This is a genomic window from Streptomyces sp. NBC_00878 (assembly GCF_026341515.1).
Classification (GTDB): Bacteria; Actinomycetota; Actinomycetes; order Streptomycetales; family Streptomycetaceae; genus Streptomyces.
In genome coordinates this window covers 7,871,958-7,894,951 of record NZ_JAPEOK010000001.1, presented here as the reverse complement: position 1 = coordinate 7,894,951, position 22,994 = coordinate 7,871,958, and the positions used below count along the sequence as shown (strand labels likewise).

17 protein-coding genes and 2 pseudogenes are annotated in these 22,994 nt (G+C 70.2%); 10 read left to right on the top strand and 9 right to left on the bottom strand.

From position 1 onward, the window contains the following. Nucleotides 1–95: 95 nt before the first annotated feature. Together OHA11_RS34245 and OHA11_RS34240 are read left to right on the top strand one after the other, a co-directional pair. Nucleotides 96–347: a CopG family transcriptional regulator gene (locus OHA11_RS34245; protein WP_266502929.1), complete on the top strand. Its 252-nt coding sequence runs from the start codon at nt 96–98 to the stop codon at nt 345–347. After that, on the top strand, nt 348–782 hold the full coding sequence (locus OHA11_RS34240; protein WP_266502927.1) for a type II toxin-antitoxin system VapC family toxin: 435 nt from the start codon (nt 348–350) through the stop codon (nt 780–782). Nucleotides 783–908: 126 nt separating this feature from the next. Here OHA11_RS34240 and glnA read toward each other — a convergent pair whose 3' ends face one another. After that, a complete protein-coding gene (glnA, locus tag OHA11_RS34235) occupies nt 909–2,270 on the bottom strand; it encodes a type I glutamate--ammonia ligase (protein WP_266502925.1) in 1,362 nt (453 codons plus the stop codon). A gap of 434 nt (nt 2,271–2,704) precedes the next feature. Here glnA and OHA11_RS34230 point away from each other — a divergent pair, with 434 nt between their 5' ends. From OHA11_RS34230 to OHA11_RS34220, 3 genes are all read left to right on the top strand, one after another. Then, on the top strand, nt 2,705–3,373 hold the full coding sequence (locus OHA11_RS34230; protein ID WP_266502923.1) for a DUF3105 domain-containing protein: 669 nt from the start codon (nt 2,705–2,707) through the stop codon (nt 3,371–3,373). A 5-nt stretch (nt 3,374–3,378) separates the two neighbouring features. After that, nucleotides 3,379–4,002 (top strand): DUF305 domain-containing protein, encoded by a 624-nt coding sequence (locus OHA11_RS34225; RefSeq protein ID WP_266507652.1) that lies wholly within the window; start codon nt 3,379–3,381, stop codon nt 4,000–4,002. Between the two features lie 275 nt (nt 4,003–4,277). Continuing rightward, nucleotides 4,278–6,215 carry a protease pro-enzyme activation domain-containing protein gene (locus OHA11_RS34220; RefSeq protein WP_266502921.1) on the top strand — a complete coding sequence of 646 codons (1,938 nt, stop codon included), beginning with the start codon at nt 4,278–4,280 and terminating at the stop codon, nt 6,213–6,215. Between the two features lie 8 nt (nt 6,216–6,223). On the opposite strand, the gene OHA11_RS34215 is transcribed toward OHA11_RS34220, so the two are convergent. The 3 genes from OHA11_RS34215 to OHA11_RS34205 all read right to left on the bottom strand — a co-directional run bounded on the left by OHA11_RS34215 (nt 6,224) and on the right by OHA11_RS34205 (nt 8,872). Next, on the bottom strand, nt 6,224–7,093 hold the full coding sequence (locus OHA11_RS34215) for an alpha/beta hydrolase (RefSeq protein WP_266502919.1): 870 nt from the start codon (nt 7,091–7,093) through the stop codon (nt 6,224–6,226). After that, nucleotides 7,090–7,329 carry a hypothetical protein gene (locus OHA11_RS34210; RefSeq protein ID WP_266502917.1) on the bottom strand — a complete coding sequence of 80 codons (240 nt, stop codon included), beginning with the start codon at nt 7,327–7,329 and terminating at the stop codon, nt 7,090–7,092. The genes OHA11_RS34215 and OHA11_RS34210 overlap by 4 nt, the downstream gene beginning before the upstream one ends. Before the next feature lie 325 nt (nt 7,330–7,654). Further along, nucleotides 7,655–8,872, bottom strand: coding sequence for an MFS transporter (locus OHA11_RS34205; protein WP_266502916.1), 1,218 nt, complete (start codon nt 8,870–8,872; stop codon nt 7,655–7,657). Nucleotides 8,873–9,140: 268 nt separating this feature from the next. Between OHA11_RS34205 and OHA11_RS34200 the strand changes: the two are divergent. Next, nucleotides 9,141–10,830: pseudogene (locus OHA11_RS34200) on the top strand (IS200/IS605 family accessory protein TnpB-related protein). 6 nt (nt 10,831–10,836) lie between these two features. Here the strand turns inward: OHA11_RS34200 and OHA11_RS34195 are convergent. The 3 genes from OHA11_RS34195 to OHA11_RS34185 form a co-directional block, all read right to left on the bottom strand. Continuing rightward, nucleotides 10,837–11,874, bottom strand: a complete 1,038-nt coding sequence (locus OHA11_RS34195; protein WP_266502915.1) for an endonuclease/exonuclease/phosphatase family protein — start codon at nt 11,872–11,874, stop codon at nt 10,837–10,839. Between the two features lie 247 nt (nt 11,875–12,121). Beyond that, entirely contained in the window at nt 12,122–12,751 is a 630-nt protein-coding gene (locus OHA11_RS34190) for a TetR/AcrR family transcriptional regulator (RefSeq protein ID WP_266502913.1), read from the bottom strand. Nucleotides 12,752–12,953: 202 nt separating this feature from the next. Beyond that, nucleotides 12,954–14,528 carry an MFS transporter gene (locus OHA11_RS34185; RefSeq protein WP_266502912.1) on the bottom strand — a complete coding sequence of 525 codons (1,575 nt, stop codon included), beginning with the start codon at nt 14,526–14,528 and terminating at the stop codon, nt 12,954–12,956. Between the two features lie 377 nt (nt 14,529–14,905). On the opposite strand from OHA11_RS34185, the gene panB reads away from it, so the two are divergent. The 3 genes from panB to OHA11_RS34170 all read left to right on the top strand — a co-directional run bounded on the left by panB (nt 14,906) and on the right by OHA11_RS34170 (nt 17,885). Next, entirely contained in the window at nt 14,906–15,772 is an 867-nt protein-coding gene (gene panB, locus OHA11_RS34180; RefSeq protein ID WP_266502910.1) for a 3-methyl-2-oxobutanoate hydroxymethyltransferase, read from the top strand. Nucleotides 15,773–16,017: 245 nt separating this feature from the next. Next, nucleotides 16,018–17,043 carry an ATP-binding cassette domain-containing protein gene (locus OHA11_RS34175; RefSeq protein WP_266502901.1) on the top strand — a complete coding sequence of 342 codons (1,026 nt, stop codon included), beginning with the start codon at nt 16,018–16,020 and terminating at the stop codon, nt 17,041–17,043. Further along, entirely contained in the window at nt 17,040–17,885 is an 846-nt protein-coding gene (locus OHA11_RS34170; RefSeq protein ID WP_266502899.1) for an ABC transporter permease, read from the top strand. The genes OHA11_RS34175 and OHA11_RS34170 overlap by 4 nt, the downstream gene beginning before the upstream one ends. Before the next feature lie 65 nt (nt 17,886–17,950). Here the strand turns inward: OHA11_RS34170 and OHA11_RS34165 are convergent, their stop codons facing one another. After that, nucleotides 17,951–21,397: a BTAD domain-containing putative transcriptional regulator gene (locus tag OHA11_RS34165; RefSeq protein ID WP_266502898.1), complete on the bottom strand. Its 3,447-nt coding sequence runs from the start codon at nt 21,395–21,397 to the stop codon at nt 17,951–17,953. A gap of 577 nt (nt 21,398–21,974) precedes the next feature. On the opposite strand from OHA11_RS34165, the gene OHA11_RS34160 reads away from it, so the two are divergent. Then, entirely contained in the window at nt 21,975–22,775 is an 801-nt protein-coding gene (locus tag OHA11_RS34160; RefSeq protein ID WP_266502897.1) for a site-2 protease family protein, read from the top strand. On the opposite strand, the pseudogene OHA11_RS34155 reads toward OHA11_RS34160, so the two are convergent. Beyond that, a pseudogene (locus OHA11_RS34155) lies at nt 22,765–22,990 on the bottom strand (hypothetical protein). The gene OHA11_RS34160 and the pseudogene OHA11_RS34155 overlap by 11 nt on opposite strands. Between the last annotated feature and the right edge of the window lie 4 nt (nt 22,991–22,994).

Sequence of the window (22,994 nt, the reverse complement as noted above, 5' to 3'; positions counted from 1 at the left end):
AGGGCCATCCCCCCAACGTGCGGGCCAGGCTGTCCGTACGCAGGACCTGTCCGTACGCACGACCCTCGACGTATGGCAGGCGTACCATACGACCCATGAGCCTGAAACGAACGACGGTCTACCTTGAGGACGAAGACCTCCGCGACCTCAAGGCCACCGCCTCCCGCAAAGGAGTCAGCGAGGCCGAGCTGATCCGCGAGGGCGTCCGCCTCGCGATCGCACGCAATCGCGTGTGGGACGAACCCGCGGGCCTCCCCGTCCTCGACAGCGGAGACCCCACCTTCGCGGAGCGGGCCGACGACATACTGCGGGACACCGGTTTCGGCGACTGGAGTCGGACCTCATAGGTGATCGCCATCGCCGACACCTCGGGCATCATCGCCTCCGTCGACCGCAGCTGCCCCGAACACGAAGTGGCCCGCCACGTCATGGACACCGCGGGCCTGCTCGTCATCCCTCAACTCGTACTGGCCGAACTCGACCACCTGGTCAGCGGCAGGTTCCACAAGGACGCCGCCGGGCAGGTCATGGACCAACTCATCGCACAAGCGCGGACCGGGCGCTACGTCCTCGGTGACGCCAGTGCGGATGTCCTCGCGGACGCACGGCTCGTGCAGCGCCGGTACCGGGACCTCGCGCTGGACCTTACCGACTCGGTCATCACCGTCCTGGCCCGCGAGTACGCCACGGACGCCGTCCTCACTCTGGACCGGAAGGACTTCCGAGCCGTCCGTCCGCTCACCTCACACCCCGCCTTCCGGATCCTTCCCGACGATCTGTAGGCAAGCCGCACGCGCGGCCCCGGTTCCGGACCAGCCCTCCACAGTGCACACAGCGCATGAGACAGAGACGGACCCGCAGTTCACGACTGCGAGTCCGTCCAGGAGGGTCGTGGCGCCAGCCCCCGCCTACAGCACAGGCAGGTTCTTCCGCAGCTCGAAGGCGGTCACCTCGCTGCGGTACTCCTCCCACTCCTGCCGCTTGTTGCGGAGGAAGAAGTCGAAGACGTGTTCGCCGAGGGTTTCGGCTACCAGGTCGCTGCGTTCCATCAGGGACAGGGCCTCGCCGAGGTTCTGGGGGAGGGGCTCGATGCCCATCGCGCGGCGTTCGGCGTCGGAGAGGGCCCAGACGTCGTCCTCGGCGCCCGGCGGGAGCTCGTAGCCCTCCTCGATGCCCTTGAGGCCGGCGGCGAGGAGCATCGCGTACGCCAGGTACGGGTTCGCGCCCGAGTCGATGGAGCGGACCTCCACCCGTGCCGAGCCCGTCTTGCCGGGCTTGTACATCGGGACGCGGACCAGGGCCGAGCGGTTGTTGTGGCCCCAGCAGATGTACGAGGGGGCCTCGCCACCGGCGCCCGCGGTGCGCTCGGAGCCGCCCCAGATGCGCTTGTAGGAGTTGACCCACTGATTCGTCACCGCCGCGATCTCCGCCGCGTGCTTCAGCAGGCCCGCGATGAAGGAGCGGCCGACCTTGGAGAGCTGGTACTCGGAGCCCGACTCGTAGAAGGCGTTGCGGTCGCCCTCGAACAGCGAGAGGTGCGTGTGCATGCCACTGCCCGGGTGTTCCGAGAACGGCTTCGGCATGAAGGTCGCCTGGACACCCTGCTCCAGCGCCACCTGCTTCATGACCAGGCGGAACGTCATGATGTTGTCCGCCGTCGAGAGCGCGTCGGCGTAGCGCAGGTCGATCTCCTGCTGGCCCGGAGCACCCTCGTGGTGGGAGAACTCGACCGAGATGCCCATCGACTCCAGCATGGTGATCGCCTGGCGGCGGAAGTCCATGCCGACGTTCTGCGGGGTGTGATCGAAGTAGCCGGAGTTGTCGGCCGGGGTCGGGCGCGTACCGTCGACCGGCTTGTCCTTCAGCAGGAAGAACTCGATCTCCGGGTGGGTGTAGAAGGTGAAGCCCAGGTCGGAGGCCTTGGCCAGGGCCCGCTTCAGCACGTACCTCGGGTCCGCGAAGGACGGCGAGCCGTCCGGCATGAGGATGTCGCAGAACATCCGGGCCGTGCCGGGGGCCTCCGCGCGCCACGGGAGGACCTGGAAGGTCGACGGATCCGGCTTGGCGATCATGTCGGACTCGTAGACGCGGGCGAAGCCCTCGATGGCCGACCCGTCGAAGCCGATGCCCTCGTCGAAGGCCTGCTCCAGCTCGGCCGGGGCCACGGCCACGGATTTGAGGAAGCCCAGCACGTCCGTGAACCACAGGCGTACGAAACGGATGTCGCGCTCTTCCAACGTACGGAGCACGAACTCCTGCTGCTTGTCCATCTTCCGCTTCCACCCAATCTTGCTGGTCAGGCCGCCTGCTCCCGTCCCTGGGAGGCGGTCGGGCACCTGCGCATCACACCACAACAGCATTTCATGCGCGTTGCGGACCCAGATCGCCCGGCCGATCTCCGCCTGAACGCCTGACGTACGGCAGGTGTACTGCTCTGCCGCCCATCTTGCCCGCTACGTGCCGCACATGTAAGCCGGGGCGAGGGGCAACAAAAGCCGCATATCACCCGCGTGAACAGCCCGCGCCCCTGGTTCAGATCATCACCGGCCCCCGACCATTTGGCCATTCCCCCGGCCTCCCTGCGTATCCCCCCTTCTCCCCCACTACGATCAACTGACCACTTGCCCGCCCGCCACCCACCGCCACCCTGAACGAGCGCTTCGCGCACACCCCATATTCAACTTTTCCCCAGAAGGACCACCCCATGGGTTCCGCCAAGAAGACAGAGTCCAAGTCGCGCAAGGCGCGGATAGAGGAGATGCGGCGCGCCGAGCAGGCCCGGGAGCGCCGCAACCGGATCCTCACGATCGGCGCCAGCGTGCTCGTCGTCGCCGGTCTCGTCGCCGGTGGTGCGTACCTCATCAAGTCGGAGTCCGACGACAAGGACAGCGCGGCGAGCGACTCGAAGTCCACGTCGGGGAAGTTCACGACGGGCAAGGACGGGGTGAAGACGTGGAGCACGAAGCTCACGCAGAACCACGTCACCAAGGACGTGAAGTACCCGATGGAGCCCCCGGTCGGCGGTGACCACAACCAGGTGTGGATGAACTGCAACGGCGATGTCTACACCGATGCGATCAAGAACGAGAACGCGGTGCACTCGCTGGAGCACGGCGCGGTCTGGGTGACGTACAACAGCAAGGCGTCGGACGCCGACGTGAAGGCGCTCGCGGCGAAGGTCAAGAAGACGCCGTACACGCTGATGAGCCCGGTCGAGGACCAGAAGGACCCGATCATGCTCTCCGCGTGGGGCCACCAGCGCACGGTGACGAGTGCGAGCGATCCGAACGCCGCCAAGTTCTTCGAGACGTACGTCCAGGGCAAGCAGACACCCGAGCCGGGTGCCGCCTGCACCAACGGCCTGTCGAAGTGACGAGGATGAAGTTCGCCGGCTGGATCTCCTCAGTCGCCGCGGCCGTGGTCGTGGCGGCCGGGGCGATCACGTTCGCGGTCGCCGACGGCGACGACTCCGGTATGAAGGCCCCGGCCGCCGACTCCGCGGACGCGGGCTTCGCGCGGGACATGGCCGTGCACCACCAGCAGGCCGTCGAGATGTCGTACACCGTGCGCGACCACACCAAGGACGAAGAGGTACGCCGTCTCGCGTACGACATCGCGCAGACGCAGGCCAACCAGCGCGGCATGCTGCTCGGCTGGCTGGACCTGTGGGAGCTGCCCAAGGTGTCGGCCGACGAGCCCATGGCCTGGATGGACATGAGCGGCATGCCGTCCGCCGGGGACGGCTCGCTGATGCCGGGCATGGCGACGACCGCCGAGATGGAGTCGCTGGGCAAGCTGAACGGCAAGGCCGCCGAGATCCGCTATCTGCAACTCATGTACGCGCACCACATGGGCGGGGTGCACATGGCCGAGGGCTGTGTGAAGCGGTGCGAGGTCGGCGTCGAGCGACGGCTCGCGCAGGGGATGGTCCAGGCCCAGGAGTCGGAGATGCAGCTCATCACCGACCTGCTGAAGAAGCGCGGCGCGAAGCCGCAGAGCTGAGCCCGGGCGAAGCCACTGGGCTGAGGCACTGAGCCCGGCGGAGAGACTCCCCCGCGAGCCCAGGCATCTCTCCGCCCGGCGGAGAGACTCCCCGCGAGCCCAGGCATCTCTCCTCCCGGGGCGCGACCCATCCATCTCGGGCATCGCGCCCCAAATCCCTCGCGGATACGGTTCCTTGGGCGCTTCTTGGCCCAGCCATGCCCCGGCCATTCCCCTGGCATGAACGGTTCATCGCAAGAGTGACCCCCATCCAGAGATCCATTAGGGGGTTCTCCATGAGATCCAACCGTGCCGCGGTACGCGCCGGTGTGAGCATGGCGGCGACACTGCCTCTGCTTGCCGGCGCGCTGGCGCTAGGCATACCCGCGGCCCACGCCTCCGACCCGGCGGGCCGGGAAACACTCCAGGGCACCAAGCCCCTCTGGGCCACCGCCCAGGCGGACAAGGGAGCCACGGCGAACGGCTCCCGGGTCTCGGCCCGCGTCTATCTCGCCGGCCGGGACGCGGCGGGCCTGAGCGCCTACGCCAAGGCCGTCTCCGACCCGTCGTCACCCTCGTACGGGAAGTACCTGAGCGCGGCGCAGGCCGAGGCCCGCTTCGGCGCCACGAAGTCCCAAGTGGCCCACGTGACCGCCTGGTTGAAGTCGGCGGGCCTGACCGTCACCGACACCACACGCCACTACCTCTCGGTGACGGGCGAAGTGGCCGACGCGGAGAAGGCGTTCGGCACCCAGCTGCACAACTACACCAAGGGCAAGAAGACATACCGGGCACCCTCCAAGACCGCCTCGGCGCCCGCCGCCCTGAACGGCGCCGTCCTCACGGTCACCGGCCTGGACAACGCCCCGCACAAGGCGAACCACGCCGACACACTGCCGCCGCCGGACGCCGTGTTCCACAACGCCGGTCCGTTCTCCTCGTACTACGGCTCGAAGACCGCGACGACGCTCCCGGAGGCATACGGCACGAAGATCCCGTACGCCGTGAAGGGCTACACGGGCAAGCAGCTGCGGGCCGCGTACGGGGCGGGCGGGGCGACCGGCAAGGGCGTGACCGTGGCGATCACGGACGCGTACGCCTCGCCGACCATCGCGGCGGACGCGGCCACGTACGCGGCGAGGAACGGTGACGCGGCGTACGGCGGCGGGCAGTTGACCCAGGTGCTGCCGACCCAGTACACGCGGACCGAGGAGTGCGGGGCGGCGGGCTGGTACGGCGAGGAGACCCTCGACGTCGAGGCCGTGCACGCCGTCGCGCCCGCGTCGAACATCGTCTACGTGGGCGCCGAGTCCTGCTACGACGACGATCTGCTCGACTCGCTCGGCAAGATCGTCGACGGGCACCTGGCCGACATCGTCTCCAACTCGTGGGGCGACATCGAGGCCAACCAGACGCCGGACCTCGCCGCCGCCTACGACCAGGTCTTCCAGCTGGGCGCGATCGAGGGCATCGGCTTCTACTTCTCGTCCGGCGACAACGGCGACGAGGTCGCGAACACCGGTACGAAGCAGGTCGACACCCCGGCCAACTCGGCGTGGGTGACGACGGTGGGCGGCACCTCGCTGGCCGTCGGCAAGGGCGACACGTACAAGTGGGAGACCGGCTGGGGCACGTTCAAGGCCAATCTCTCGGACGACGGCAAGACCTGGACGGACTTCCCGGGCGCGTACACCTCCGGCGCGGGCGGCGGCACCAGCGCAACGGTGAAGCAGCCGTTCTACCAACGAGATGTGGTCCCCTCCGCGCTCGCGAAGGCCCGCGGCCAAAAAGCCATGCGAACGGTGCCGGACATCGCCGCGATAGCCGACCCCAACACCGGGTTCCTGGTCGGCCAGACGCAGACCTTCCCGGACGGAACGCAGAAGTACGACGAGTACCGCCTGGGCGGCACCTCGCTAGCCTCGCCGGTCATCGCGGGCATCCAGGCACTCGCCCAGCAGGCGCGCGGCGGCCACCCGATCGGTTTCGCCAACCCGGCGATCTACGACCGGTACGGCTCAGGGCTCTACCACGACGTCACGGACCACCCGACGGGCCGCGACCTAGCGGTGGCGCGCGTCGACTTCGTCAACGCGTTCGACGCGTCGGAGGGCCTCCTTACCTCCGTCCGCAGCCTCGGCAAGGACAGCTCGCTGAAGGCGGTACGGGGATACGACGACGTCACCGGGGTGGGTTCACCGGCCCCCGGCTATGTGACGTCATACCACCGCTGACGCCCGCTCTATGTGTCCTGCGCCCGCCCCTCGTCCCCATCGGCGAGGGACGGGCGCACGGGCGTCTCCAGAATCGCGTCCGCGACGTCCTGGGGCCGGTCGAGCATCACAAGATGACCGGCGGGCGCGGACACACGCAACACCCCACCAAGCCCCTCCGCGAGTACGCGCTGCCGGTCGAGCCACCGCCGAGAGCCACCCTCGTACGCGGCAAGCACGGTCACGGGCGCGTGGAGCGGAACCCGTCCCCTCAGGGCGGCCAGTTCGACGGCCTGGTCCCGATAGCGAGCGTTCTCGGCGAGGACGGCGTGCAGAAAACGGCTGGTGGAGTAGGCACGACGGACAAGGTCGTCCGGGGCCGGATCACCACCACTGTGCCGCCCGACGCGAACCGCGGCGCGCCGCAGGAAGGGCCCCAGAAGGCGCGGCACACCCGCGACGGACAGCAACGTGCCGCACGCGCGCGTGCAAGCGTCCGCGAACTCGGGAGTCCTCCTGCCCAGCGGCACCTCTTCAACACTGGAGTCGACGAGCACAAGCCCCGCCGTCCGCTCCGGAAACAACCGGGCAAATGCCTCGCAGTGAAACCCGGCGAGCGAGTGCCCCACCACGGTCGCGGGCGCACCGCCCCCGACGGCGTCGAGCACGCGCGCGATGCGCTCCGCCTCACCGGCGAGCGTGGGCCACGCGCGCGTGTGGCCACTGAGCCCGAGCCCGGGCCGGTCGAAGCGGACGACGGTGCGGTAGGGGGCGAGAAGTGGAACGACGGGATCCCAGTCGAACCACGCCATCCCCAGACCGACGCTGAGGACGCAGACGGGCCCGTTCCCGTCGACGCGGATGTGATGAGGGACTCCGGAGAGACGTACGAAGGTCATGGGCGAACGTCTCGGGAAGCAAGAAGTACCCCGGGGGTCGTGGTATGCCCGAGCGAGACGGCCAGTTCGAGTGCCACGAGGGCGGGGCCGAAGCGGGCGAGGGGCGCGTACCGGCGTGCGGTGAGGGTGAATGCCACCATGCAGACGAGGATGCCGCACAGAGCGACCGCGCTGCTCGCGGCGTGCGCGGAGTGGGCCACCGGAACCAGGCCCGGACGCTCCAGCGCTTCGCTCACGTACATGCGCGTGGAGGCGAGGTCTGTCGTCAGGACGACTTCGCGAGGGGTTGGTTTCGCACGTCGGTCGACTGACGGCGAACGGGGTCCGGTCGCGCAGTTCCCCGCGCCCCTGGAGACCACACCCCCACCGGACCAGCAGCCACTCCCCGGACGTGAGGGGACGTGCCGGGACGTCCGAGCGCCGCGCATCCCGGCCCACCCGACTTCCTTCAGAGCAAGCTCGGATGTCCCGGCGCGGCCCCGCCCCACCACCAACCCCAGGGGCGCGAGGAACGGCGCGACCAGCCCCCACCCACCCGCACCCGACAACCACCGCAGCAGTTCAGCGGTGAACCGGCACCTCCGCATGCCCCGGAACATACCCAGCCACAACCCGCCCCCCACGAACCGCCACCCGACGCCGATCCACGCCATACGCGACCAGCGCCACACCCAGCCCCAGCACCCCAAGCCCCGCCCCCGCAAGAGCCGGAGACGTAACACCGAAGCCACCCGCCAGAGCCAGGCCGCCGACCCAGGCGCCACCAGCGTTGGCCAAGTTGAACGCCGCCTGGTTCGCCGAGGACGCCAACGACGGCGCCGACGACGCCTTCTCCAGCACCATCAGCAGCAGCGGCGAACTGGTCACGAACGAAGCCGTACCAAGCAGCACCACAGCCAGCGCCGCACTCCACCCCGTACTCATCAGCACCGGGAAGAGCACCAGCACACCCACCAGCGACACAAGCCCGCCGAACAACGTCCCCCGCATCGACCGGTCGGCCAACCGCCCGCCCACCAGGTTCCCGATCGTCGCGCCCACACCGAACAGCGCCAGCAACAGCGTCACGCTGGAGTCGGCGTACCCAGCGGCGTCCGTGAGCATCGGCGTGATGTAGCTGTACGCCGAGAACAGCGCACCGAAGCCCGCAACCGTCGTACCGAGCGCCAGCCACACAGGAAGCGACCTGAGCGCCGCCAGCTCGCCGCGCAGCCCAACGACCGGGGCCTGCGCGTGGTCGCGAGGCAGCACCAGCGCCAGAGACGCAATGGCCGCCAGGCCGATCACACTCACGCCCAGGAACGTGGCACGCCACCCAAAGCTCTGGCCCACCAACGTCGCCGCAGGCACACCCGCGATATTCGCGATGGTCAGACCGAGGAACATCAGCGAGACCGCACGCGCCTTACGCTCCGCAGGGACCAGGCCGGTAGCGACAACGGCACCCACACCGAAGAACGCGCCGTGCGGCAGCCCGCTCAGGAAGCGCGCGGCGACCAGCCACGAGTAGTCGGGCGCCAGCGCCGAGAGCGCGTTGCCCATGACGAACAGCACCATGAGACCGATCAGAACCTTGCGCCGGGACATCCGCGCGGTCACGGCCGCGAGCAGCGGGGCGCCGATGACGACCCCGATCGCGTACGCCGAGACCAGATGTCCCGCGGTGGGTATCGAGATGTTCAGGTCGTCCGCGACATCGGGCAGCAGGCCCATCATCACGAACTCGGTGGTGCCGATGCCAAAGGCGCCCACGGCGAGGGCGAGCAGGGCCAGGGGCATGAGAGGGCCTTTCACAGGGTGAGCCGGATTCCGTACACGTTATGTTCACGCACGGAACAAAGCATCCCAGGCCCAGTATTCCCAGGGATTGGGAGCTGCTGCCGGTTTACTGAGCAGGAGTGGCTTCTGGGGAGTGTGAGTGAGCGCTGGGGCTGGATGCGGTTGTCTGCTGCGTGCCGGGAGGGTCTCCTCGGTCATGGGTGTGTTGTGGGCTGCCGTTCTCGGGAGGGGAACGGAGGTTCTTGGGTCGAATGGGTGACCTTTGCGGATGGGGCTCGTTGACTGCGGTGACGGGGATCTTCGGCCGGGCGGGGGTGAACGGGTGGGTGGCCTGCGGGAGTTGGCGGTGTCGTTCGTGGTGCCCGGTCCCGCCGGAGTGGCTGTCCGGGACCGGCTGCGGGTGAGCGAGTCGGATGCGGCGGTGCTGGCCGAGGTCGGTGTCTTCCTCGGGTCGCTGGCCGCGGGTGATCTCGCGGAGCGGTCCCGGCAGGGTTTGTCGCACGATGCGGCTGGGTGGGCGGTGCGCAAGCGGGCGCTGACGGGGAAGTCGTCGGCGCGGTGGGCGGGCAGTATCACCAAGGCCACCCACGATCAGTGGGCGCTGGCGCGGCGCGGGCAGGCCGCGTATCTGGGCTGGCTGCGGGGGCAGATCGTCACGGTTGAGGCGCGGCTGGCCCGGCCGCTGGGCGCCAGGGCGAACAAGCGCGAGGGGCTGGTGCGCGGCTATGGCTCCCGGGGCGAGTGGCATGCCAAGTCCCGCCGCCTGCAGGCATTGAAGGACCGGCTGGCGGTGGTGGAGCGCGACTGGGCGGCGGGCCGGGTGCATGTAGTGCGTGGCGGCAAGCGCCTCGCCCACGCCCGCCACCACCTGGCGGCGGCCGGGCTGAGTGAGCAGGAGTGGCGGGAGCAGTGGCAGGCGGAGCGGATGTTCCTGGCCGCCGACGGAGAGTCCGGCAAACGCTTCGGCAACGAAACCATCCGCATCACCGACACCGGACAGCTCTCCCTCAAGCTCCCTGCCCCGCTGGCCCACCTTGCCAACGCACCGCACGGACGGTATGTACTGGACGCGACCGTACGGTTCCAGCACCGGGGCCAGGAGTGGCGTGACCGGATCACCGCGAACCGGGCGGTGGCCTACCGCATCCACCACGACACGGCACGCGAACGCTGGTATATCAGTGCGTCCTGGCAGCGCGCCGCCGCCCCGGTGCTGCCGCTGGAGGCGGCCCTCGCCCAAGGTGTGGTGGGGGTGGACATGAACGACGACCACCTCGCCGCCTGGCGCCTCGACGTGCACGGCAACCCGGTCGGCGCACCACAGCGCTTCTTCTACGACCTGACCGGCACGTCGGAACACCGGGACGCGCAACTCCGGCACGCGCTGAGTCGTCTGCTGCACTACACCCACCGTTGCGGGGCCGCCGCGATCGCTATCGAGGACCTCGACTTCACCGACGGCACAAGCCGGGAGAGGCATGGCCGCAACAAACGCTTCCGCCGCCTGCTCTCCCGCTTCCCCACCGCCAAACTCAAGGCCCGGCTCGTCTCGATGGCGGCCGAGCAGGACATCGCCGTCGTCGCGGTCGACCCGGCGTACACCTCCCGCTGGGGTGCCCAGCACTGGCAGAAACCCCTCACCACACCGACTCGCAAGATTTCCCGGCACGATGCAGCGAGCATCGCGATCGGGCGACGCGCCCTCGGGCATCCGATCCGGCGACGGACGGCACCGCCCCCGCACCACCAGAGTGATGGTGCGGGGCATCGGACCGCCCAGGCCCGACCGGATATCCGACGGCGCGAGGAAACCCGCCCCCCACCCACCCGGACCACGCACCAGATGCGCGCCGCCGGACCGTGGAGCGAACGCGGGAGACCAGCGTGCCCAACACCGTTCGGGGCACACGGCTGAGCAACAGTCCTGGCAACAGGACTCACTCCCACTCAGTCTCTAGGAACGGTTACGAGTCGGTTGCCGACAGCTTCACGCGGGCGGCGATCGGAAGATGGTCACTGCCCGTCTCCGGGAGGGTCCAGGAGGTGACCGGCTCGACGCCCCTGACCAGGATCTGGTCGATGCGCGCCATCGGGAACGACGCCGGCCAGCTGAACCCGAAGCCGCTGCCCGCCGCACCCTGCGTGGAGCGCAGCTGCGAGGTGACGGCGGTCAGCGCGCGGTCGTTCATCGTGCCGTTCAGGTCGCCGAGCAGAGCGACCTGCGGGAGCTTCTCGTCGGCGATGGCCTCGCCGAGCGCGTTGGCGCTCTTGTCGCGCTGCCGCGCCGTGAACCCGGCCTCCAACTTCACCCGTACGGACGGGAGATGGGCCACGTAGACCGCGAGCTTCCCCTCGGGCGCGGTGATCGTCGCCCGCATCGCGCGCGTCCAGCCGAGCTCGATACCGACGGGGCTGATCGCGCTCAGCGGGTACTTGCTCCACAGGCCGACGGTGCCCTGCACGGAGTGGTACTTGAACCCGGCGGCGAGGGCCTTCTCGTACACCGGGACCGCCGAGTCCGTCAGCTCCTCCAGGGCCAGCACGTCGGCGCCGGACGCGGCCACATCGCGGGCCGTGCCGGCCGGGTCCGGGTTGTCGGCGTTGACGTTGTGCGTGGCGACCGTCAGGTTTCCGCCGCTGCCGGTCCGGTCGGTGAGCAGTTCGCCGAAGAGGTTGAGCCAGACGATCGCCGGCAGCAGAACAGCGATCAGCGCGGTCGCGGACCTGCGGACCAGCGCGAGGACGAGCAGCACCGCGATGAGGATGGCTCCCCAGGGCAGGAACGTGTCCGTGAGGCTGCCGAGGTTGCCGATGGTGTTCGGGATCTGCGTGTGCAGCCCCATGACCAGGGCGAGCAGGACGGCGCACACGGCGAGGATGATGCCGCGCCGCCAGATGCCCCGGTCTCTGCGGAGGGAGGTGAGCAGGCGCCGAAGCCGGGATCCTCTGCGTTCGGGCCCCTGGCCGTCACTGCCCGTCTCCGTCATGTACGCCTGCGCCATACGCGTCGCCTCACCAACTGCCGTGCCACCATCCCCGCGGGTACGACCCTAGGGGATGATCGCGTTCACTCTCGCCGTCGCATGACGGCCGTATGGGCACGAGGACGAGCGAGCCGAGGTGGGGAGTTCCGTTTGTGCGCATGACGAAGCTTTTCTGTGACGAACCGCTCACATTCCCTGGGCCGTTGGGCGCTCTCAAGTCGGGAACCACCGACACACCGCAGCTCAGCCATGGCTCAGCTGCACCTCAGGGGCGGCCGGGCCGCAGCCCCTCCAGGACCGTATCGACGATCAGTTCGGACAGGCCCTCCTCCAGTTCGGCGTCCGGGCGGACGACGGAGCGTACGAGCATGGGGCCGGTGAAGATGTCGTTGATCAGTTCGAGGTCGATGTCCGCGCGGATCTCGCCGTTCCGCCGGCCGCGGCGCAGCACGTCGAGGGTCATCCGGCGGCGCGGTTCGATGACGGCCGAGTGGTACACCTTCCACAGCTTGGGGCTGCTCTTCATCTGCGCGTGAACGTTGTGCAGGATCACCGACGAGCGGTTGGCCAGGCCGCGTTGACGCAGTGATTCGAGCAGGATGATCAGGTCCTCGCGCATGGAGACACCGGGCAACTCGGGGTCGGGCTGTTCCGCGGTGCGCAGGACGTCGCAGAAGAGCTCCTCGCGGCCCCTCCACCGCCGGTAGATGGTGGCCTTTCCCACACCGGCGATACGGGCGATCCGCTCGATGGAGATGTCCGCGAGCGGGACGCCCTCCTCCAGCAGCCTCATGACGCCCTCGATGATCGCGCGCTCCACCGCCTCGCTGCGTGGGCGCCCCCTGGCGGCCCCGCCCTCACCTGCCGCCCCCGCCTCCCGCTCCGCGACGCCCACGTCCTCGCTCCGCCCTTCCGTACCGCTGTTCCACCGGCCCGCGCTCGGGCCGGTCGCCCCGTCGATTGTCTCCGCTGTACGAGACGCTGGATCACCGCCGTCCCAGATGGGCCGAATCCCGCCGTACGGCTCAACGCCCGCGCTCAGTGGTCCGAGTTCAATCAGCCCGAGTTCCATCAGCCCGAGCTCAATTGGCCCTAGCTCATTGGTCCGCGCTCACCAACTCCGTCTCCCGCTCGTCCGGGGCCGGCGTACGGCCCGGCAGGAACAGACCCACGACCACCGCGCCGACGACGGCGACGCCCGCGCCGCACAGGGCGGTGACATGCATCGCGTGCAGGAAGGCGTCGTGGGCCGGCCCGACGAGGGCGTCACCCTGCGGGCCGAGCTTCGCCGCGAAGCCGAGCGTCGCCTCGATCGACTCGCCCGCGGTGTGCCGGGCGGCGGCGGGCAGCTTGTCCTCGATGCCCGAGCGGTACGCGGCGGACAGGACCGAGCCGAGTACGGCGATGCCGAGGGCGCCGCCGACCTGGCGGAACGTGTTGCTGAGCGCGGAGGCGGAGCCGGCCTTCTCGCGGGGCAGGGCCTGCATGATCACGACGCTGGTGGGCGTCATGATGTGCGCCATGCCGGTGCCCATCAGGAAGAAGATGACCTCCAGGATCCAGATCGGCGTGTCCGCCTCCAGCGTGGCGAACGCGGCCAGCATGGCGGCGATCAGGAGCATGCCGCCGGTGGTGGTGGCCTTGTTGCCGAAGCGGTCCACGACCAGCCGGGCGCGCGGCGCGAAGACGAGCTGCGCGACGGCCAGCGGCAGCATCAGCAGGCCGGTCTGCAGCGGCGAGTAGCCGCGCACGCTCTGGGTGTAGAAGACGGCGAAGAAGGTGACGCCCATCAGCGCGAAGAACACGAGCGCGATGGCGCTGATCGCCGCCGAGAAGACCTTGTCCTTGAAGTACGTGACGTCGATCGACGGGTGGCTGCTGCGCTTCTCGAACACCACGAAGCCGACGAGTACGGCGAGTCCGGCGCCGATGGTCGCGAGGACCGTGGGGTCCGTGAAGTCGGCGAGCTGGCCGCCCTTGATGATGCCGTAGACGAGCAGGACGAGCCCGATGACGGAGAGCACCACGCCCACCGGGTCGATCCGGCCCGGCTTCGGGTCGCGCGAGTCGGGGACGAGCCAGACCATCAGGGCCAGCGCGATGAGGACGATCGGCACGTTGATCAGGAAGACGGACCCCCACCAGAAGTGGTCGAGGAGTACGCCGCCGGTGATCGGCCCGATGGCGATGGCGAGGCCGACGCCGCCCGCCCAGATGCCGATGGCCTTCGGCTGTTCGTCGCGCTCGAAGACGTTCATCAGGACGGCGAGGGTGGCCGGCATCACAAAGGCGGCGCCGAGGCCCATCACCGCGCGGAACGCGATGAGCTGGACCGGTGTGCCGGAGAAGGCCGCGAGCGCCGAGCCGACACCGAAGACGACGAGTCCGCCGAGCAGGACCTTCTTGCGCCCGAGCCGGTCACCGAGGAGGCCCGCGGAGAAGAGCAGACCGGCGAAGACGAGGGTGTAGGCGTTGATGGCCCATTCGAGTTCGCTCTGGGTGGCCCCCAGGCCGGTCGGAGCGGGTGTCGAGATGGTCTTGATCGCGACGTTCAGGATCGAGTTGTCCAGGACGACGATCAGCAGGCTCAGCATCAGGACACCGAGGATCGCCCAGCGGCGCCGGTGCACGGCTTCCGGTATGCGGGAGGCGGGAACGGCGGGAGTTGTCATGGAGAAGAGCCTAAGAGAGATTCGATACGAGACCGTCTCGTATTGTAAACCCTTTACCGAGACCTTACGAGAAAGTGGGGAGCCCTGCAGGGCGAGTGCCCCCTAGGGCCTGTCCGACGGATCACGCCGGAGACGCGGGGTCTGGCACGCCCATCTGCCGCGTTGTCGTCACTCGCCGACGCTCCGCGTCGACTCCCTCCTCCGCCTTGCAGCTGCACGCACCAGACCCCGCTCAGCCGTGCCTACCAGGCGCCGTGATTATCCTCCGACGTGATCCGCCGGACAGGCCCTAGCCGTTCCCTGGCACGAGGTGCCACCATGGAGAGGATCCGGGGACGCCGTCAGGGCGCCTCGAGATGACAGAAGGAGCCGTTGCGATGACGCAGCTTTCGGCTGCCCAGAAGACCACCGACAGCAGCGGTAGGGCGCTGTACGGCGGCAAGGGCACACGTCGCATCACCGTCCGCGACATCACCACCGCCAAGGAGCGCGGCGAGAAGTGGCCGATGCTCACGGCGTACGACGCGATGACCGCGTCCGTCTTCGACGAGGCCGGTATCCCGGTCATGCTCGTCGGCGACTCGGCGGGCAACTGCCACCTCGGGTACGAGACGACCGTACCCGTCACCCTCGACGAGATGACCATGCTCTCGGCCGCCGTCGTACGGGGCACCTCGCGCGCCCTGATCGTCGGCGACCTCCCCTTCGGGTCGTACCAGGAGGGACCGGTGCAGGCCCTGCGCTCGGCCACGCGACTGGTGAAGGAGGCCGGGGTCGGGGCGGTGAAGCTGGAGGGCGGCGAGCGGTCGCACCGCCAGATCGAGCTGCTCGTGGAGTCCGGCATCCCGGTGATGGCGCACATCGGCCTCACCCCCCAGTCCGTGAACTCGATGGGGTACCGCGTCCAGGGCCGCGGCGAGGAAGCCGCCCAGCAGCTGCTGCGGGACGCCAAGGCCGTGCAGGACGCGGGGGCGTTCGCGGTGGTGCTGGAGCTGGTGCCGGCGGAGCTGGCGGCCGAGGTGACGCGGGTCCTGCACATTCCGACGGTCGGGATCGGGGCAGGGCCCGACACGGACGCACAGGTTCTGGTGTGGACGGACATGCTGGGGCTGACCGGCGGCAAGATGCCTCGGTTCGTGAAGCAGTACGCCAATCTGCGTGAGGTCATGGGCGACGCGGCGAAGGCCTTCGCCGACGACGTCGTCGGCGGAACGTTCCCTCTGGAGGAGCACTCCGTCCACTAGTCCACTGTGGCACCAGGCAGCCCGCCGATCTTCCCCCGTCGGCGGGCTGCCTCTTTTTGCGCCTGAACCGGCGCCGCTCTCGCGGACGTGGTTGCTCGCCGTCGTGGTTCCTCAATTGATGGTTGCGGTGCTCTGATGGTTGCGGTGCTCTGATGGTTGCGGTGTTCGTCGGGAGTCTGTCGGTGCTGTCGGTGCTGTCGGCAGCGTGTCGGTGGTTTGTCGGTGGCGGGTGGCACCTTGGCGGCATGACGCGAATCGACAAGAACCCCAGCGGCGGAAACGCCGCCGTCTCCGTACGGGGGCTGGTCAAGCACTACGGCGAGACCAAGGCACTGGACGGCGTGGACCTGGACGTGCGTGAGGGCACCGTGATGGGTGTGCTCGGGCCGAACGGGGCCGGCAAGACCACCCTCGTACGGATCCTGTCCACCCTCCTCTCCCCCGACGCCGGGCAGGCGACCGTCGTCGGCTACGACGTCGTACGGCAGCCGCGGCAGTTGCGCCGGGTGATAGGTCTCACCGGGCAGTACGCCTCCGTCGACGAGAAGCTCCCGGGCTGGGAGAACCTCTACATGATCGGCCGGCTCCTCGACCTGCCGCGCAAGAACGCCCGGGCCCGCGCCGACGAACTGCTGGAGCGCTTCTCGCTCACCGACGCCGCCAAGCGTCCGGCGAGCACGTACTCCGGGGGAATGCGGCGGCGGCTGGACCTGGCCGCGTCGATGATCGGGCAGCCCGCCGTGCTGTTCCTCGACGAGCCGACCACCGGCCTCGACCCGCGCACCCGCAACGAGGTGTGGACCGAGATCAAGCGCATGGTCGGCGAGGGGGTCACCGTCCTGCTCACCACCCAGTACATGGAGGAGGCCGAGCAGCTCGCCTCCGAGCTGACCGTCGTGGACCACGGCAAGGTCATCGCGGGCGGCGCCATCGAGGAGCTGAAGGCGAAGGTCGGCGGCCGCACCCTGCGGGTCCGCCCGGTCGATCCGCTGCAGCTGCGGCCCCTCGCCGCCGCGCTCGACGAGCTGGGCATCACCGGGCTCGCCGCCTCCACCGTGGACACCGAGCGCGGTGCCGTCCTGGTCCCGATCCTCAGCGACGAGCAGCTGACCGCCGTGGTCGGCGCGGTCATCGCGCGGGGCATCACGCTCTCCTCCATCACCACCGAACTGCCCAGCCTGGACGAGGTGTTCCTGTCCCTCACCGGCCACCGCGCCAGTGCCCCGCTGGACGTGACGCCCGCCCCCGACCGCGAGGAGGTCGCCGTATGAGCGCCACCACTCTTTCCGCCCCCGACGCCAAGACCGACGTCAAAGCCGACCTCAAGGCGGACGGCCGTATCCCGTTGCGCGGTCATCTGCGCCACACCGGCGCCCTCGTCCGTCGCAACCTGCTGTGGATCCGGCAGGACCCCGAGTCGATGTTCGACGCGCTGCTGATGCCGGTCGTCTTCACCCTGCTGTTCGTGTTCGTCTTCGGCGGCTCGATCGGGCAGGCCCTGGGCGGCGGCCAGGACGGGTACGTGCAGTACGTGATCCCCGGCATGATCGCGATGATGAGCATGACGCTGTCCCAGGGCGTCGGCACCGGCTTCAGCCAGGACTTCAACAGCGGAGTCATGGACCGTTTCCGGTCCCTGCCGATCGGGCGCGGCTCGGTGCTGTTCGCGAAGGTCTCCGTGGAGCTGGTGCGGATGCTGTTCGCGACGACCGTGCTGATGATCGTCGCCGTCCTGGTCGGGTTCGACATCAACAGCTGGCCCGGTCTGTTCGCGGCCGTGGGGCTGGCCGCGGTGTTCGCCTCGTCGATCATGTGGGTGTTCCTCACCCTGGGCGTGATCCTCAAGAACGCGCAGTCCGTCCAGGCGATGGGCTTCCTGGTGCTGTTCCCGCTGCAGTTCGGCTCGTCGATCTTCGCGCCGACGGCGTCGATGCCCGGCTGGCTGCAGGCGTTCACCGACTACAACCCGCTGTCCACGCTCGCGGACGCGGCCCGCGGGCTGATGGTGGGCGGCCCGGTCGCGCACGACCTGTGGGTGACGCTGGGCTGGTCGGTGGCGATCACGGCGGTGATGGCGCCGGTCGCGATCCACAAGTTCCGTACGAAGAGCTGACTCCCCAGTGCCTGGGGGGCTTGAGGGGCCTTGGCCCGGCTGACCCCGGGCCAAGGCCGTGCGTGTCAGGGTCCGCACACCAGGGCGGTGGCCTCCTCCAGGGAGAGGCCGCCGCCCTCCGCGTACGCGGCCTCGTACGCCGCGTCGCCGAGTACCGCGCGGGTGTGCCGCTCGCCCCGCTCGTACACCTCGCGCTCCGTGGACGTCGTGCAGTGGCCCGGCAGCAGCTTCGCCACGGAGGCCCCGAGGCAGCGGGCGCCGTCGCGGGCCCGGCGGCCGCCGTCGACCTCGGCGAGGCTGATCGCGGCGAGGGCCAGGTACAGGGGACCCATGTGCGGGGCCATGGCCTTGGACAGCGGGTCGGCGGCCCGCACGAGTGCCTGCCGGATCTTGTCCAGGGAGAGCTCGTAGTCGCCGGCGACCGCCTCCAGCCAGGCCTCCCCGCCGAGGATGAAGGCATCGAAGATCATGAAGTGGGAGGCCCTGAACTCCTCACGCAGCACCACCAGTTGCTCGCGCGCCTCGTCGACCCGGCCGGTGGTGGCGAGTCGGCCCGCGAGGAACATCCGGGCGGCGGGCATGGCCTCGTTGCCCGAGCCGTCCCGGCGCTCGATCACCTCGCGCAGCAGCCGCTCGCCCCGCTCGGCCTCGCCCGCCTCGATGAGCGCGCTGCCGAGCCGGGCCTGCAACACCGCCACCTGGCCGCGGGCGCCCAGCCGTTCGGCCTGCTCGGTGGCCGCCGCGTAGTCCTTGGCGGCGAGCGCGTACTCGCCGACCCGCTCCCGGGCCTCGCCGCGCGCGGACAGCGCCTCGGCGGTGCCCCAGACGTCGCCGAGGCGGGCGAAGATCTCCAGCGACTCGTCGGCGTCACGAGAGGCGTCCCCGGCCCAGTCGCTGCGGTTGGCAAGGAGGTTGGCACGCATCTGGAGCGTGGCGGCGAGCTCCCACTCCATGCCGGGGGTGGTACGGCAGGTGTGGACGCAGGCGTCGAGGATCGTGGGCAGCCGGTCCACGTTGCCGGTCAGTATCACGGCGTAGAACCAGAGCATGCCCGGGGACCGGCAGGTCTGCGGCAAGCCGGGCTCGTAGACCTCACCGATCAGGCGCAGTTTCTCCTTGGCCCGCGGTGACTCCCAGGCCTCCAACTCGGTGTCCATGCAGGCGAGATGGGCGAGGTGGACGCCGCGCCGGGCCTCGGCCAGGAGTTCGCCGGTCAGCGGGGGCGGGACGTCTGTGCAGCGCTCCCGGACCGGGGCGGCGCGGCGCAGAGGGGCGGTGAAGGGGTCGGGGCCCAGGGCCATGACCTCGGCACACCAGTTGCGCGCCTCGATGCGCACGTCCCTCATCTGCCAGTACCCGACCAGCGACAGGGCGAGGCTGAGGGCTTCCTGTTCGTCTCGCTCGGCGAGGGCGTGCCGCAGGGCGGTGCGCAGGTTCTCGTACTCGCGCTCCAGCAGCTCGATGGCGGCGAGTTGGCCGGGGCCGCGCAGCAACGGGTCGGTGGTACGGGCGAGTTCGCGGTAGTACGTCAGATGCGCGCGCTCGGTGGCACGCCGTCGGCCTGCCTCGTCGAGGCGGGCGCCCGCGTACTCGGCGACGGTTTCGAGGAGCCGGTAGCGCATGCCGCCGGCGCCCGAAGGGGCCGCCACCACCAGGGACTTGTCGACGAGCGAGCCCAGCGCCTCCAGCGCGACCGGGCCGCACACCGCCTCGGCCGCCGCGAGGTCGCAGCCGCCGGCGAACACCGACAGCCGGCTCAGGACCTCCCGTTCGTCCTCGTCGAGGAGGTCCCAGGACCAGTCGACGACCGCCCGCAGGGTCTGCTGGCGGGGCAGGAGGGTACGACTGCCGGAGGTGAGCAGCCGGAAGCGGTCGTCGAGCCGGTCGGCGATCTGACGCGGTGTCAACATCCGCAGCCGGGCGGCGGCCAGCTCGATGGCCAGCGGCAGCCCGTCGAGCCGGCGGCAGATCTCGGCGCACGCCGCGGGGTCGTCCTCGACCCGGAACCCGGGCCGGGCGGCGGCCCCGCGGTCGGCGAGCAGCCGCAGCGCGCTCGGCTCGGGCAGCGGCTCCACGGGCCGGAGCAACTCCCCCGGTACGCCGAGGGGTTCACGGCTCGTGGCGAGCACCGTCAGTCCGGGGCAGCGTGCGAGAAGCTGCTCGACGAGGCGGGCGGCGGCGTCGACGACGTGCTCGCAGTTGTCGAGGACGAGCAGCATGCGGCGCTTGCCGCAGTGCTCGGCGAGCCGGTCCACGGGGTCGTCGTGCCGGTCGCTGCCCGCTGCCCGGATGGCCTCGGCGCCGGCGCCGTACAGCACGGTCTCGCGCGCGCCGACGGCGGTGAGCACGGCCTCGGGCACGGCTTCGGGGTCGTCGACGGGCGCGAGCTCGGCCAGCCACACCCCGTCGGGCAGGGCCGCGGCGACGCTCTCGCCCGCCTCCTGCGACAGCCGGGTCTTGCCCGCCCCGCCGGGCCCGAGCAGGGTGACGAGCCGGGCGGCCGCGAGGTCCCCGCGGATGGTCTCCAGGTCGGTGTCCCGGCCGACGAAGGAGGTGAGCCGGGCGCGGAGGTTCCCGAGGGGCGCGGCACGGTCGCGACTACCGGACGCGGGAGCGGGCCCGGGCGTGGGAACGGGCCCGGACGAGGGAACGGGCCCGGACGAGGAGGTGGGCCCGGACAAGGAGGTGGGCCCGGGCGTGTGGCCGTACGGCGTCTGCCAGTGGCCGTTGTGTCCGCGATGGCCGTGGTGCCCGCGGTCACCGGCCTCCCCGGTTCCCCTGGCCTCCCCGCGCAGCAACTCCCCGTGCAGCGACCGCAGTTCGGGTCCCGGGTCGGTGCCGAGGCGGTCGGCCAGGAGTTGTCGCAGGGACTCGTAGCCCGCCAGTGCCTCCGCGGTGCGGCCCGCGTCGCGCAGGGCGCGCAGGCGCAGGAGTTGGAGGGGCTCGTCGAGGGGGTGGGCGTCGCAGAGGGCGGTGAGGTCGGGCAGGGACTGTTCGGCCCTGCCGAGGGCGAGGGCCGCGGTGAGGCGGGCGCGGCGGGCGTCGAGGCGGCGGGTCTCCCAGCGGGACGACTCGGCGGTGCGGTCCGGGAGGTCGGCGAGGGCGGGCCCGCGCCAGAGCGCGAGGGCGTCGTCGAGGACGACGGCGGCCTTGCCGGGGTCGCCGTCGGCGAGTGCGCGGGTGCCCTCCCCCGCGAGCCGCTCGAAGCGGTACAGGTCGATGTCGTCGACCGCCGCGCACAGCCGGTAGCCGCCTTCCGCGGAGCCGATCGCGTCCGCGCCGAGGGCCCTGCGGAGCCGGCCCACCAGGGCCTGCAGAGCGCCCGCGGCGTCGGCGGGCGGGCCGGCGCCCCATACCTCGTCGACGAGGACGGCCGCGGGCACGGTCCGCCCCGGCCGCAGGGCGAGCACGGTCAGCAGGGCACGCAGCCGTGCCCCGCCGACCGGGACGGCGGTGCCGTCGCGGTGGAGTGCCTGGGTGGTGCCGAGTATGCGGTAGCGCACGGGGTCCATTGTCTCCGGTGGTCTCAGCACGGGTCGCGGGGTTCCGGCGGAGTGGCGCCCGGTATCTCGGGCACGCCGAGGACGCCGGTCCCGACTAGGGCCCTTCTGATGGATCTCCGTGGAGGAAGGAGCGGCGTCTGGTGCGTGCGATCGCAAGGCGCCGGAGCGCCCTCGTGGCGGAGCCACGTGGGCGTTTCGGCAACGCGGCGAGCGTGCGTGCCAGACGCCGCGACGCCGCGGAGATCCATCAGAAGGGCCCTAGTCGGGACCGGGGGACGGGGTGCCGCGGCCGGAGTCGGGCGTTCATGCGCGCCGAACCGCTCGGGGCGGCCGTCGACGGCGTGCGGCTCGTCCCCGCCCCCGCCCCCGCCCCCGCCCCCGTCCCCGTGCCCGTGCCCGTCTCCGTCTCCGTGCCCGTCTCCGTGCTCCGTCCGCCGGCCTTCGAAAATCACTTGCCACGACCTCATGGGTCCACCCTCTCCGGAACTCACAGCCGATCGCGAGACGTTTTCCGCATACGCCCGGTACGGTCGGGCACGCCCAACAGCATGAACCCCGCTGAGCGAACCCCAGGGAGCCCGACCCCATGACCACCGCCACCACCCGGCACAGCGACCGGCGGATCAGCCCCGTCTTCCTCGGGATCGTGGCCGTCACCGCGGTGACCGGATGGGCCACCTGGACAGGCTTCGCCGAGCAGCCCGGTATCGCCGTCTTCCTGTTCGTGACGGCGGCCTGGATCGTCTCACTCTGTCTGCACGAGTACGCGCACGCGCGCACGGCCCTGCACAGCGGCGACATCTCGATCGGCGCGAAAGGGTATTTGACCCTCAACCCTCTCAAATACACCCACGCGCTGCTGAGCATCGTGCTGCCCGTCATCTTCGTGATGATGGGCGGTATCGGTCTGCCGGGCGGCGCGGTCTGGATCGAGCGGAGCCGGATCCAGGGCCGCTGGAAGCACAGCCTGATCTCGGCGGCGGGCCCGCTGACGAACGTGCTGTTCGCGGTGGTCTGCACGGCCCCGTTCTGGCTGGACGCGCTGGACGGCGTACCGGCGGACTTCCAGTTCGCGCTCGCGTTCCTCGCGCTGCTCCAGGTCACGGCCGCGCTGCTGAACTTCCTGCCGGTGCCGGGCCTGGACGGCTACGGCATGATCGAGCCCTGGCTGTCGTACAAGATCCGCCGCCAGGTGGAGCCCCTCGCGCCCTTCGGGCTGCTCCTGGTGATCGCCATCCTGTGGATCCCGGCGGTGAACGGTGTGTTCTTCGACGTGATCGACGCGCTCCTGCGCAGCCTGGACATCGACGAGTTCCGGACGGACTGCGGGCAGAACCTCTACCGCTTCTGGACGGACACCAACGAGTTCTGCTCGGTCAGCCCGTGACGGACGGCGTCCGGCGGCGCGCCCGGTCCCGGCGCAGGTAGTACCAGGTCATGTTGGACGAAAGACCCGCGAGCAGCACCCACACGACCCCCAGCCAGCTGCCCTGGACGAAGGAGACGACGGCCGCGGCGGTGGCCAGCAGGCAGACGACGAGGGCGTAGAGGGCGAGTCGGGACATGGGTGCGGCTCCTTGTCGGTCCTGGCGTTGCTGTCATAGCC